Annotated in this window: 6 protein-coding genes and 1 pseudogene; 1 reads left to right on the top strand and 6 read right to left on the bottom strand. The window is 62.8% G+C overall.

Annotation, left to right across the window (positions count from 1 at the left end; all coding sequences use genetic code 11):
- The first annotated feature begins 95 nt into the window (after nt 1-95).
- Nucleotides 96-1,376: a cation:dicarboxylate symporter family transporter gene (locus AC1DYQ_RS12060; RefSeq protein WP_477686982.1), complete on the top strand. Its 1,281-nt coding sequence runs from the start codon at nt 96-98 to the stop codon at nt 1,374-1,376.
- On the opposite strand, the gene AC1DYQ_RS12055 is transcribed toward AC1DYQ_RS12060, so the two are convergent.
- The 6 genes and pseudogenes from AC1DYQ_RS12055 to AC1DYQ_RS12030 all read right to left on the bottom strand — a co-directional run.
- On the bottom strand, nt 1,322-3,184 hold the full coding sequence (locus AC1DYQ_RS12055; RefSeq protein ID WP_477686981.1) for a peptide transporter: 1,863 nt from the start codon (nt 3,182-3,184) through the stop codon (nt 1,322-1,324). The genes AC1DYQ_RS12060 and AC1DYQ_RS12055 overlap by 55 nt on opposite strands.
- A gap of 63 nt (nt 3,185-3,247) precedes the next feature.
- The gene (locus AC1DYQ_RS12050) at nt 3,248-4,807 is read right to left on the bottom strand and encodes an argininosuccinate lyase (RefSeq protein ID WP_477686980.1); all 1,560 of its coding nucleotides are present in this window, start codon (nt 4,805-4,807) and stop codon (nt 3,248-3,250) included.
- A complete protein-coding gene (locus tag AC1DYQ_RS12045) occupies nt 4,794-8,687 on the bottom strand; it encodes a beta strand repeat-containing protein (RefSeq protein WP_477686979.1) in 3,894 nt (1,297 codons plus the stop codon). Before AC1DYQ_RS12045 ends, AC1DYQ_RS12050 begins: the two co-directional genes overlap by 14 nt.
- Before the next feature lie 9 nt (nt 8,688-8,696).
- On the bottom strand, nt 8,697-11,726 hold the full coding sequence (locus tag AC1DYQ_RS12040) for a ShlB/FhaC/HecB family hemolysin secretion/activation protein (RefSeq protein WP_477686978.1): 3,030 nt from the start codon (nt 11,724-11,726) through the stop codon (nt 8,697-8,699).
- A gap of 110 nt (nt 11,727-11,836) precedes the next feature.
- A complete protein-coding gene (locus tag AC1DYQ_RS12035) occupies nt 11,837-12,880 on the bottom strand; it encodes an alpha/beta fold hydrolase (protein WP_477686977.1) in 1,044 nt (347 codons plus the stop codon).
- A gap of 479 nt (nt 12,881-13,359) precedes the next feature.
- A pseudogene (locus tag AC1DYQ_RS12030) lies at nt 13,360-13,674 on the bottom strand (zinc-binding dehydrogenase); the annotation flags it as partial.
- Nucleotides 13,675-13,717: the final 43 nt, after the last annotated feature.

The raw sequence follows: 13,717 nt of genomic DNA, 5'->3' as shown, positions 1-13,717 counted from the left end.
TCGCGTCTTTACACGCGCCGTCCATCCGCAAAAAACAACCGTATGGCGCGGCTCCCGGGCTGCGGTAGCCAAGCCGCCCGTAGACTGGGCGATAGATGATCAGAATTAGAAAAATACTTTGCCATCCCATTGCGCAGATGGCTCTCGCCTTTGCCGCCGGCATGCTGTTGGGGAATTTTTTTCCGTCAGCCGGCGCGCTGATGAAACCCCTAAGCGACGGCTTTCTACGCCTGATCGGCATGCTGATCGGCGTGCTGATCTTTTGCCTGGTGGTGTCCGGTATCGCCAGCATGCGCAACCGGCTGCAGGCCACAAAGGTGGGTGTCAAGGCCATCATCTACTTCGAGGCCATGACCTTGATCTCGCTGCTGGCGGGCATGTTGGGCGCCTTGTTGCTAACGCCCGGCAAGGGTTTCGCGCCAGATTTTGCGGCTGACGTCGCACAGCGCGCTGCGCCTGCAAAGGCCGCGGAAAGCACAACCGACTTTTTGCTCAACATCATCCCCCCGACATTTGCCAGCGCCTTCACCGGCAACAACAACCTGCAGATCCTGCTGCTGGCGCTGCTGTCGGGCATTGCACTGGCGCGCGCGGGTGAACGCGGGCACAAGCTGCTGGAGCTCATCGAAGCGGTGCAGCAAGTATGGCTCGGCATGGTCGGCATGGTCCTGAAGTTGGCCCCACTGGCTGCATTCGGTGCAGTCGCCTTCATGATTGGCCGTTACGGGATGTCCTCGGTGTTGCCACTGCTGCATTTTCTCGCCGCGATTTATCTCGTCAGCATCCTGTTTATCTTCGTGGTGATGGGCCTTCTCGCGCGCGCCGCCGGTTGCAACATCTTCCGCCTGGTCGCCTATGTCAAAGAAGAGCTGCTGCTGGTCTTCTTCACCACTTCGTCAATAGCCGCCTTGTCGAGTCTGGTCGGAAAAATGGAAAAAATGGGCTGCGCCAAACCGGTGGCGCGCTTGATGCTGCCGACCGGTTTTAGTTTCAACCTGAACGGCAGCAACATCTATATCGCCATGGCGGCGATCTTCCTGGCGCAGGTGGCGCATGTCGAGCTGGGTTTCTGGTCACTGCTGTCACTGCTGGGCATCGCGATGCTGACATCCAAGAGCGCCGCCAGCGTCGCCGGTTCGGCCTTTGTGGCCCTGACCGCGACGTTGGCCAGCCAGAACCTCATACCGATCGCGGGCATTGTCCTGTTGCTGGGCATAGAGCGGTTGATGAAATGCCGCTCCCTCACCAACATGCTCGGCAACTGCGTGGCCTGCGTCGTCGTGTGCGCCTGGGAAAAAGCCCTGGACCGCCAAGCGATGCATCAGGCCCTGTCGGGCAAGGCCTCCTCCTCGTCCGCCGTCGCCGACCAGATCTGATACAGGCGTTCGCCCAGGCATTCCGCACGGCCTTCGAACAAGGTATTCAGGCACTCGGGCCCCTCCAGCTGCCGGTACAGTGCAGCCCGTTCCGGGTAGTTGTCAGCCATGCGAACGGCGGCGGCAATGTAGCCCTCCACGCTGTCGGCGATGGCCCAGTCCGGCAGGCCCAGGCGGCGGAACAGCCCTTCGTCGATGTGTTCAAACACTTCCGGCCCTGTCTTGCACACGCCGGGCAAACCGACCGTCACGGCATCGGTAATGCCATTGGTGTTGCCGAAGGGAAAGGGGCTCAGGAACATGTCGCAGCGGCTGAAGATAGCCAGATAGTCCGGGTAGGGCTGGTGCGCGTAGATTTCCGCGTCCGGCAGATAGCGGCGTATCAACCTGCGCACCTGCGGATAGATCAGGCCGGTTGCCTGTCCGATCAGGAAATGAAAGCGGACCTGCTTGCGCGTGCCCGCGCGTATCTTCTGGCAGGCCAGCAAAAACTTCGGGTTGAGTTTCATGGTGGTCGCGGCCACGGCGATGTTGACGACGGCCGCGTCCTGCCGTTGCGGCCGTGCCAGCGAGACTTCGATGGCGGACGGGCGGTAGGGCTGCCCGTCTTTCGGCAGACGCAGCAGGGTTTCGCTGAAGCAGGCGGGATCGCCGACAAAATCGTCTTCCACGCTGATGTAATCGATACGGTCGGAATGCGTGGTGGCGGGATGGCCCAGCGCGGCCACCTGCACGGGTGCCAGGCGCTGATTGGCCGCGAACATGGTGATGGGAAACATGCCGACGCTGGGCATATAAAACACGGCGGGCCTGAGGGAGCCGGCCAGCGCGTGCAGCTGGCGCAGGCAGGCGATCATGTCATTGGGCGCGGCGAAATCAATCACCTCGTCAAACACCGCCCGGCCCAGTTCGTCGATGTTGCCGGGGTAAGCAATGGCCACCAGGCGAAAATGCCGGCGAGCGGCCTCCAAAGTCCTGGAATGCGTGCGGTAAATCGAATGCCCACCGGAGAACCACTCGAGCAGTACCAGCATGATGGGCTTGTCCGCACTTTGCGCGGCGAGCGCGGGCGCAACGCGCCCCAGGCCCAGCGCCTCGAGCTTCTTGCGAACCAGCCGGTTGATGGGGCGCTTGATCTCATGGCGGTCGGGCAGGTCGGCGTAACTGCAGTGCATGTACACGTCGTGCAGGATGCCTACCGGCAGGATGTCCAGGCTTTCGATTTCTTCGAGGTGGGCAGGCAGCCAGGCCAGCAGCGCCTCCCGCTTGGAGTGCGCAGCTGGCGAGCCGAGAAAGCGCGGCGACAGCAGGGCCGTGAACAGCGCGGCGGCCAGCTTTTTGTTCTGCCGCCACAGCAATTCCACGTCCAGCGGGATTTCCGATTCGGGGGAATACAGGATGCAGAACTTCACGAGGTCCCGTTCGCTCACGTGGAACTCCGGTGCGCCGGAGCCCAGGAAATTGAGCGACCTCAGGATATGGTCGCAATGGACAAAGGCGCTGGCGGCAAACAGCGCCGACAACCAGCGCTGGAAGTTGATGAGCTGGCCGAAGCCGCCGGGCGAGACATGGAAGGTCGGGTCGGAAAACAGGGCCGAGATGGCGCTGGTGAGGCGGGTCAGGCCGTGCGCGTCACGCTCCTGCGCACCTATAGCGGCCGACAGGCTGAGCGCGAAGTTGCCGTCCAGGTTGCCGTAGTTCCTGTCTATGAGCAGCAGCAGCTTGACCAGCTCTCGCGCAGCCGGCTCCTGCTGGCGGGAGTAGCACAGGTATTCGAAGTTCTCCAGCGAAAAAATATCGTCAGCCATGGTGCCCTTGTCGATGGCCCCGTCAGGCCGACAGCGCCAGTATCGCCGCTACCGCCGTGAAACTCACTGGACCAGCCCGGAAAAGGTGCGGTCCAGGTTGTACTGGGCACGCGCGAGCTTGTCCTGCTGCGCCTTGAGCCAGGCGGCGTCCTGCTCTAACCGGCTCTTCTCGGCCGCCAGCATCCTGACGGTCTCCGTGCGCTGCGGACCGCCCAGGCCCTTGCTGGAGGCCAGCATGTTCTGCGCGGTCAGCGACGTACGGAAGCGCTCCTGCGTCAGCGGAAATTCCGCCCGTGGGAAATCAAAGATCTTCACCGCCTCTGCATACAACTGCCTGGCGACGTCGAAGGGAATCTCGGCGGGCTTGAGCTTGTTGGCGCGGCCGTAGTTGACCAGGTCCGAGGCGAAATGGTGGCCGACCCGGAAGGGAACGTCGGCGTCGCGCTGCAGGATGTCGGCCAGCTCGGTGGTGGTGGAGTAATCGGCGTCAACTTCCTGCAGCGCGCGGTTGCGATCGATGACGAGGTGGTTCATCAGGTCAGCCAGCTTCACGAAGGCATTGGCCGTGAGGTCCAGGGTTTTCTCGACCTGGTCGCGCTTGTAGTCGGGCATGCCGGGCGTGACGTTATGCGCCTCCAGTTGGTAGGTGAAGGCGCCGCCCACCACCTCGCTGGCCTGCAGCCGCAGCACGTTGAGGGCATAAGGATTGCGCTTTTGCGGCATGATGCTGCTCGTGCCGGTAAGCCGCCCCTCCTGGATGGTGATCCAGGGAGCGGTCTGGTGGTACTGGGTGTGCATGTCCTGCGCCAGCAGGCCTATCATCAGCGCCGCGTTGCTGCACAGGCCCACCAATTCCACGCCCTGGTCGAGCGCGCCGAGCTGGGCCGCGTCGTAGGAGTTTTCCACCACGCCGTCAAAACCCAGCAGCTCCGCCAGGCGTTGACGATTCACCGGAAAACTCGAGGTACCGAGCGCGCCCGCGCCCAGCGGGCTCATATTGAGGCGCGCATAAGCCTCCTTCAGTCGCGCGCTGTCGCGCCCGAAGACCGAGGCGAAGGCCAGCAGGTAGTGCGCGTAAGTAGTGGGCTGGGCCTGCACGCCGTTGGTATAGGCCGGCACGATGGTGTCCAGGTTCTTCTCGGCCACAGCCAGTAGTTGCGCTTTCGATTGGATCATCGCATCCATTAGAACTAGCGCACGCTCGCGCTGCATCAGGCGTCGCGTGGTGGACAGGATGTCCTGGCGGCTACGGCCTGAATGCATGCGCGAACCGTCGGGGCCGGCCAACGCCAGGATCAACGGCTCATACTGCAAATAGTCACCCGGGCGCTTGGCACCCGACTGGTTGCCTTCCCTGATCACTTGTTCAATAGCCCGCGCGATTTTTTTCCCAAGCTCAGGCGGGACGATTTTTGTCTCGACCACCATCACGGTTGAGGCCTTGTTCATCTCGCCGAGGAAATGAAAGTTGTCGTGCTCGGCTTGCCCGGCCTTCTTGTCGGCGGCGACGGCCAAAGCGGACAGCGATACCAGCAACAGCAGAACCGGCACCAGCCGCCCGGCGCGGCGCGGCATTATGGAGCCAGTGAACGCCGCGGCGGACGCAGGTTCAAGGCGTTGCATCTTCTTTGCTTGCGGCGGATGCATTGAGATTGGCATTGGACGACACCACGGAAATGGTGAGCCTGTCCGTTCCGCCACTGGAGGGCGGGGATGCAGTGTCGCCGGCAAGGGGCGCCATCCAGTCGCTGCCGGCCATATCCAACTGCAGTGCGGCGGTCGCAGCGGCCGAATCGGCACTGGTCAGGCTGTTGCTCATCTTGCCGCCGAGATTGCGCAGCACGACACCGGATCCGGTGGCGGCGATCGTCGTGGCGTCCGAAGACTGGCTGAAGGGCTTCCCACTCGGCGCACTGGCGCTAATGAGCAAAACGCCGTTTTCCACCTGCAGCTTGTTGGTGCCGCCGTCTATGCGCACCCCGTAGCCGCCGCCGGAACCCGATACGCGAAGATTTCCATTACCACCCGTGCTGATGGTATTGAAGGCATTGGCGCTGCTGCCAACGATGGATAGCCCCTCGCCGGAGCCGGCTGTCGCCGCCTGGACGTCGATATCACCACTGCTCGACGTGATACTGACGCCATTGGCGGCACCCGAGGCCGCAGTGCGCAGGAGGACTGCCGGCGCAGCAGACGCCGCGCTGTTGTTGCCCGTGATCGAGAGCTTGCCCGACACCGTGGAAATGGCGGCGGAACTGGTCGCCGTCGACGGGTAGATGGTGACGCCGCTGCCATAGATCGAGCTGCCAGCCACACTCACTGAACCGACTCCAGTGGCACGTATGACATTGTTACCAGTCAGCACGCCCACCCCGTCGCCATAAACACTGCTCCCGGTGATTGCGAGCGCGCCGTTCTCGACGCTGACCAGGGCCTTTCCGCCACCATAGATGCTGACGCCATTGCCCTGGTCGGCTGCGCTACCGACCAGCGTCACGTTGCCCGAACCGGTGGTCTGGATGCGGTTGGCGACGTTCTGGATGGCGATGCCGTGGTCGAGCTCCCCGGCGTTCGGCGAGTGGAAGTTGCCGACCAGCGTGATGTTGCCGCCTTGCGAAGAGATGTTGTTGACCGAGTTGGTGCTGGATGCGCTACCGCCCAGGGAGATGGCGTCCGATGTACCTACGGAATCGCCCCGGAAGGTGATGTCGCCGCTCACGGTGGTGACATTGACGCCGTTCGCGTTGCCGGTAGAGTTCAGGAAGATGCCGTAGCCGCCGAAACTGCTCGTGCTGTTGCCGTTGACGGCAATGGCGCCGCTACCGGTCGTGATGTTGATCGCCGCGTTGGCGCCGGAGGGCGCGATGTCCACGCCGCGCCCCGAGTAGCTGGTGCCGTCCAGCGTCAGCGCGCCCGACTGCGTGCCCAGGTTGATGCTGGCGTAGGCGCCGCTGGCGTCCAGCGACACGGCCTTGAATGAGCCGGTAGTGGGGTTGACCACACTGTTGTTGGCCAGCAGCTTGAGTGCGCCGGCCGTGCTGCTGATGTTGACCTGCGAGGCGGTGGCCGCGCTGGTGCCAACGCCGGAGCTTAGCAAACCCAGCGCCGGCGTCGTGCCGCCCGAAGTGTTGCCGGCCACCGTGATGTTACCGTCCGAAAAGATGCTGATGGAAGATCCGGAACCCGTCGAGTTGAGCACCGTGCCGTAACTGCCGGTGCTGCTACCGCCGAGCGTGATGGCACCGCCCGCCGTGGCATTGAGCACCACCGCGCCGTTGCCCGAGGCCGCCAGGTAGACGCCGCGGCCGGCACCGGCAAAACCGTTGGCGTTGGCCTGCACGGTCAGGTTACCGCTGCCCACGGTGAGTTGTTGCGAGGAGGTGCTGGCTGTCGAGCAGATCAGCACGCCGAAGCCGGTCGTTGCGTTGCCGCTGATCGTCAGGTTGCCCGAGCCGCTGGCGGCCATGGTGTTGTTGGTACTGAAGATGCGCGTGCCGTTGCCGCTGCCCAGGTTGGTGCTGTCCACCGTGATGGATCCGGCGCCGCTGGTGAGGACATTGCTGCCGCCGGTGAGCACAAAGGCGTCGCCGGTCGCGCTGGCGCTGGCGACATTGGCCAGGATGGAGATGTTGCCGCCGCCAGCATTGAGCGTGGCGCCGGAGATATTCACAGCGCTGGTGCTGGAGCTTGTCGAGGTGGAGGCGCCGCGTATCGTGATGTTGCCGCCGCCCGTGCTCAGCACGGTGCCACCGGTGATTGCCACGCCCGAGGCGCTGCTCTGGTTGGTGCTGGCGTAGCCGGTCAGCGGGTTGCTGCCGCCGCTGATGGTAATGGCCCCGCCGTTGGTGGTAATGGTGCTGCCCGTCAAGGCCACCGAGCCGTTGCCGGTGTCACCGTAATTGGAGATCAGCGAAACGTTGAGGCTTTTGCCGGTGCCGTTGGAAATGGTGCGGCTGCCGATGATGATGTTGCGATGCGCCTGCAGGGTCAACGAGGCATTGCCCACACCCTTGACGTTGTCCAGCACGTTGATGTCGCCCGAGGTGCCGCCGACGGCAGAAGTCTGGACCACCACGTTGGCGCCTTCGGACAACGAGGCGTTGAGCACGGCCGAACTCAGGTTGGAGCTGGCTGCGCCGCTGGAGGTGAAGGGGGAACTCCCGGTCGCGCCGACGCTCGCCGTGCTCGTGATGTTGATGTTGTAGGGATCGATCAACCAGGTTCCGCCTTTTCCGGAGGCCGCGCTGATATCCACCGAACCCGTCGCCTCCAGGTTGTGGCCCGAGGTCTCAACCAGGCCGCCGCTGCCGGTCTGTCCGCCGCCCAGCACCGTGATGCCGCCGTGAAACTGCGTGCTGCCGGTGGACCACAGGATGACTTTGCCGCCGTCGCCGCTGCTGAGCGCGTCGGCGTTGATGCGGGCGTCTTCGCCCATGTAAGTCCCGACGGCCTGGCGCTCGGTGCCGCTGCCCTGGTAGTTGCCGCCCACCAGCACCGCGCCGCCACCGGCATCGCCGGAAGCATCGATGCGCGCGCCGTCAAATACACCGACGTACTGACCCAAAGCCTTGAAACTGCCGCCGGTTTCGCCGGCATCGCGGCCGGAGACGTCGACACGGCCGCTCAAGGCGACAATGCCTGCCTCCCCGCCGTCAAGCAGGACCGTGCCGTTTCGGCGCTGCAGGCTGGTCGCCTCGATCACGCCTTCGTTGTTGACCACATTGGACGTCAGCGCGTCGCCGGAGCGGGCCGACATGACGACCAGGCCACCGTTGGCCTTGAGCAGGCCCTGGTTCACCACGCTGGCGCCCAGCGAGGGGTCGCTGACCTGCATATTGATCAGGCCGTCGCCGTTAAAGTCCAGCGTGATATTCTTGCCGGCGCCCAGCATCACGCTGCCCAGACGGGCCGTGATGCTACCCACATTGCGCACCTGCACACCCAGCAGCGCCACGTACCCGCCGTCGGCCGCCACGATGCTGCCCTCGTTAATCACGGCGCCGCCCGCGCTGCCGGCTTCAAAGCGGTTGTTGCCGGCCATGAAGTTGCCGTCCGAGATGTTCAGCGAGCTGGCCACCAGCCCGCCAACGTTGACGGCTGAACCCTGGCCGAACAGGATGCCCGAGGGATTGATCAGATAGACCTGCCCGTTGGCATTGAGCTGGCCCATGATCTGCGAGGCATCGCTGGATGTGACGCGGTTGAGGGCCACCGACGAGGTCGAGGGCTGCGCGAAATTGACTTTGGCCGCGCTACCGATGTTGAAAGTGTTCCAGGTAGCGACCATCCGGTCGCTGCCCTGTACCACGTTCATGACGTTGCCGCTCTGGCTGATGCTGCCGCTGCCAGCTGTGACCTGACCATTGGTAGGTAAGGCGCTGGCGTCCAGCGCATATCCCCGTACCGGGTAAATGGCGCAAAGCGCTGACAGGATGGCTGCACTCAGCGGTGTCAGCGTCGGGCGGCTTTTACGTGGGAAAACCGGGGAAGAGTGGTATGTCATGCGAGCCCCTCAGAACGTGTAGTTGATACCGAAACCGATCGCGCGGATCGTGGTGCCTGCGCCTGCGCTGCCGAACACGCCGGCAACGGCGTAGTTGTAATTGGCCAGCGGTTGGTTGCGCAGCAGCACGTACTGCCCGAAAATCCTGAGCTGCTTGCTCCAGGCATAGGAGAAACCGATGGCCTGCGAGGTCGCACCCATGCCTTCGGTCGAGCAGTTCACGCCGTTGCCGGAAATCATGGTGCAGTCGCCTGCGAAGGCTTTGGCATGGCTGGCGCGCAACTGCCAGGCACCTATCTTGTGTGATACGCCGACCATGTAGGCACGGCGGCGGTAGCTGGAGAGGTCGCTTGAAGTGACGCTGGTGTTGATGACACCGGACTCGGCATAGCTCAGTTCGTCGGCGATCAGCGAAACCTTGGTATCACCGAAATCGTAGGCCACCCCGTAGCGCACGCTGTAGTCATTGGACGAGGTGCCCTGCGTGACGTGGGTGTTGGTTCCTACCCCGCGTGCATTGCGGCCCAGGCTGGCAATGCCGAAGTAGTTCACGTGCTGTTCGGCCGCAACCACTGCGGAGAAACCGCCACTCTCATACGACAGGCTGCCGCCGTAGAGGTAGCCTGTATCAACGTCCGGCGCGGCCTTCATGCCGTTGTTCGAATAAGCCAGCTTGAGCTGGAAGCCGCCCATCTTGGGCGTCCAGTAGCCGAACACGCCGGCCTGGCGGCGGTTGAAAGCGGCATCGTCGTTGTTTTCCACCGCCGCCGTGCCCACCGGGCCGGAGTTTTTAGTGATGCTGGTGGCGAAGCCCGGTGAACCGATGATGTTGTAGTGCGCCGCACTGGTGGTCGCGCCGAAGGGGTCGAAGGAAGAGGTGCTTTCCTTGAGCGGCATGTCCCAGTTGCCGTACATCGCGGTGCCAGCATCTGGATGGGCGACAGCCACGCCGGTATTACGCAGCTCTTGCCTGTGTGTCCAGTTCGGGGTCGCGTCGTCTCCGGCCGCGCCCGCGCTCAGTGACAGGCCCAGCTCCAGCTGCCACAGCGCCTTCCACTGTTCATAAATGGGGATGCCGCCACGCGCGCCCACATACGACACATTGTCGCGCGCACGCCAGAAGCCCGACATGTTGCGCCCATTGGGCGTGGCCAGCTTGCTCTGGTCGGCGGGCGCCGCAGGCGTCGCGCCTGAGCGGCTCACGTATTCGGGGATGATGCCCAGTGAGCCGTACAGCCGCATGCCGTCTTCCGCCTCCTCGAAATCCTCGCCCCGGCTGCCGCTGCTGGAGGCCAGGCCCGTGAAGGCCTGGGGTGAACCCGACACCGATAGCCACAGGCGACGCGCGCTTTTTGGTTCGCTGACTGGATTGACGCCGGGCGACACCGCGATGCTGGCATTGAACACCAGGTCCTTGTTGTAGACGTTCAGGCCCACGCCATAGCCGTAGCGGCTCGCGCGGTTTTCGCTGTTGTCCCACGGCTTCTTGTTAATGGTCACACGCCCCGCATCGGCGAACAGCGCACCTTCCACGACGGAGTTGCCGACAACACCCAGGGTCTTGCGCAGTTCCAGACGCGCCAGCATGCCCTGGTCGCCCGCGGCTTCGCCGGCAGGGTAAGCGCGCACGCCGCCGGAGCCGCCCAGGCTCATTTTCTCTGACGCGTCCAGGTTCTTGTCGGCGTACTGCGCGGTGACCAAGCCCAGCAGGGAGTAGCCGCCGCCAAGCTGCTGCAGGCGGCTGAACGACAGGTTGAGCTTTTTGTAGTCGCCTGCCGCATTGGCCGTGAAGCGGTCCAGTGCTGCGTCGTTGGGCGTTTCTTTTTTCAGATGACCCATACCCAAACGCGCGTTCCAGCTGTTGTTCGCCGACGCGCCTGTCCAGTCGTCACGCCAGTCGCCAGACAGGCCCGCACTCATCAGGTTGGCAGACTTTTCAACGGTCGTGCCGCCAGTCGTGTCCTGGAAATGTCGGTATTCCGTCGCCAGCGACAGATTCATGTTGGCGCGCCGGCTGCGCAGCAACGCCGCGTTGAGAAACAGCGTGCTCACGCGGGCTTCACCTCTGGCTTCTACTTCCTTGAGGTTTTTGCCGATGTTGTATTGCAGACCCGCAAAATTCGCGCCTACCGACAGCCCTGTCGTGCCGAGGGGCTGCACATAACCAACGCCTGCAATGCGCAGGCCTTCAAAAGTTTGCTGCGTATTCAGGCTGAAGCTTTCGCCCATGCCCAGTGCGTCGTTGAGGCTCAGGTTGGCGGACAGGCGATTGGCACCGGTGTAATAGCTGCCACCGTTGTCGATGCTCACGCGCGAGGTGATCGCCCCCATCTCGCTGACCTTGACGATGACGTCGGTGGCGCCCGGTTCTGCCGAAGGCCGCAACACAGCCTTGACCGTCACACCGGCGATGTCAGAGAGCCGCAGCAGCGTGTTTTCGAGGTCGCTTTCCTGGATCACCTCGCCCGGCTGTAGTCCCGCGAGATGTCGGCCTATCAGGTCCGGGTCCAGGCGCACGTTGGCATCGGGCTCGGCCACCACCCGGCCGATGACGCCTTCACGGATGCCGAGGGCAACCACACCGCCTTGTATTTCCTGTGCGGGGAGATAGGCGCGCGCTACCAGGTAGCCCCGGGTGCGATAGTAGGCCGTGATTTTGGCGGCGGCTTTGCCCAGCCCGGCGAAGTCCAGCTCGCGGCCGACAAACTCCTGCAGTTGGGCTTGCAGCTCGGATGCCGGCAGAGACCGGTTGCCGCTCAGTACAAAACCCGTGACCTGGATGCCCGTTCCGCCGGCGGGGGGGCTCTGGCCCTCATCACTGCCTTCCACCTCTTTTTCGATGCGCGCAGGACGCTGCACCGCCGCCGGCGGGCCGGCATTTTCCGTTGGCGAGAGCTGTTGCCGGTTCGCGTCGAAAAGAGTACCGGCGCTGGGCGGCGTCTGCGCATGGACGGCAAAAGGTGCGGCGGCCAGCATTGCGCAGATCTGCGATGCGAGGATTTTTCGCCGTGGTGCGGCAAGGCGTGAGGGTTCCATCATGGTTTTCGTCTTCTGTCTTGGTGTTGTATCCGCGCGTCTCTGTGCTTCTTCTTTTTTTCTTGTTGTGCTCGTTCGGCTTGTCTCTGTTTGTCCCGGCTATTCGCTATTCGCTAGTTGCCGGCGGCATGGAAAATTTTTGCAGCAACCCCGCGGGACTCAAAAATTTCGGCCGCTTCGTGGCCCGCGTCCGGCACCACCATGACCGCACGCGTCACGGGTGTCTGCCATTTCTGGGCTAAAAACTGTTCGTAGCGCATGTAATTCCTGTGCCGATTCAGCCGGTCCGTGCCCTGCATGGCGGCCCCGCAGGATTTGTCGAGTGACTCGTAGGCTGGGTCGTTGTCCTGCGCGCCCACCAGGTAGAGGACCTCGCGCGCCGCATAGCGCTTGAACAACTGTTCGCCGTCCAGGCCCTGCCCATAGGGAACCATGTTGCCCAGGCCGTAGCGGAAGTTGTTGTAACCGGGGCAGAGGATGCTGTTCACAGGCTTGAAGCTCCCACCCTCCGGACGGCTGTCATCCAGGTACAAATAGGAAGACGGGCTGGAGACCACATACCGCACGCGGATGCCCGACTTGCGCAACCCCTCCTCGCTGTTGTTGAGCACGGCATAGCGCTGCATTAGCTGCCCACCGGCCGAGTGGCCGATGAAAACGATTTCCTTAAGTACGGGAAAACGCTTGCCCGCGCTCAGGTAGCGGGCGATATCGTCCAGCACGCCGCAGGAATTGATAGCCTCCTTGCCCCGGGAAGGCTGGCACTGCATCCAGTTGCCACCGCGCCAAAGCGGGATATTGCCGTCAGGCGAAGTGTCTGATGCCGTCAGGAAGTGGGGCACCAGCAGCAACGTGCTTGATGCGTCCAGCCGCGCGGCTTCCAGCAAGCCCAGGCCCACGCCAAAATAACGGTCGGCATCGCGCTGCACGCCATGTACAAAAATGACCGCACGCTTGATCCCGGCGTCCGGCTGGCGCAAGTCAATGTTGGAATAGACCGCAAAGGGATAAGCGGTGCCCGCGGCTTCCAGGTCAATTACCTGCTCCCTGGGCGGTTCGCCGGCGGCTTTATCAGCTGCAGCGAAAAGACGCGCGCCAAAGAAAGCCAGGCCCATTGCCACCACCAGTTGTAACCACCTGTTTCGAGCACGTGTCATACCTGTATCTCGCTTTGTCAAAAATGCAGACATCGAAAGGCTTGACGCGTTGTGCTCGAATGCCGGGCGCTCCCGGCGTAAGCACTACAAATGGATCACAAATCCAGCGTTTCCCTTCACGGCCTTTTTTTAGGAGATCCACCGGAAAGATCAGTTGTAATAACTTGCAACTTACGGTGTTGTTGGCGATTCTAGGAAGACAACCGTTACCTGTAAAATATCTTGATTCTGGTACGTCAATACTTTAAAAGTATCTTATGAGCAAGAATCCAGCAGCGAGGATCTGCGCGACACATAACAACGGACGTTGGCCACTGGATTGATACCGGGTAGGCATCGGTTCCACGCAAATTCGGCGTGGACGTATCTCGACTCCACCGCTGGAATGCGGTCTGGCGCTAACCCCGTGCGCTCTAAGGGGTTAGCCGCTGAGCGTGCGTTTTTTGACGGAAGGTCCCAAGGCGCCATTGCCTCGCGGATCAGCGCGACGTGCGGATGATGACCTTGCCGCGCGCATGACCGCCGGCCACCTGCTCAAGCGCCGCGCGGGCGTCATCCAGCGGATGGATTGTGTCGAGGATCACCTGGAGCCGTTTGTCGTCGAAGCGCTTGAGAATCAGCGTCAATGCCGCGGCATCCCCGCTGAAGAATGCGAAGACGCCGTGGATATCTCCACGCGACTGTATCGTGTGATCGACGATCGACACCACCGTCCCGCCCGGCCTTGTCACTCGCCACGACCGTTCGAGGGTCTCCCTGTTGAATTGCACTGACCCGAGTTTTCCATCGAATCTTGACCCACACTCTTTGCGAGCAGAAGGTGCTCACCATATGGAT

The organism is Polaromonas sp. P1_F4 (assembly GCF_056405675.1).
Note: the sequence above shows the minus strand (reverse complement) of the source record. Positions and strands in the feature narration are given on the sequence as shown.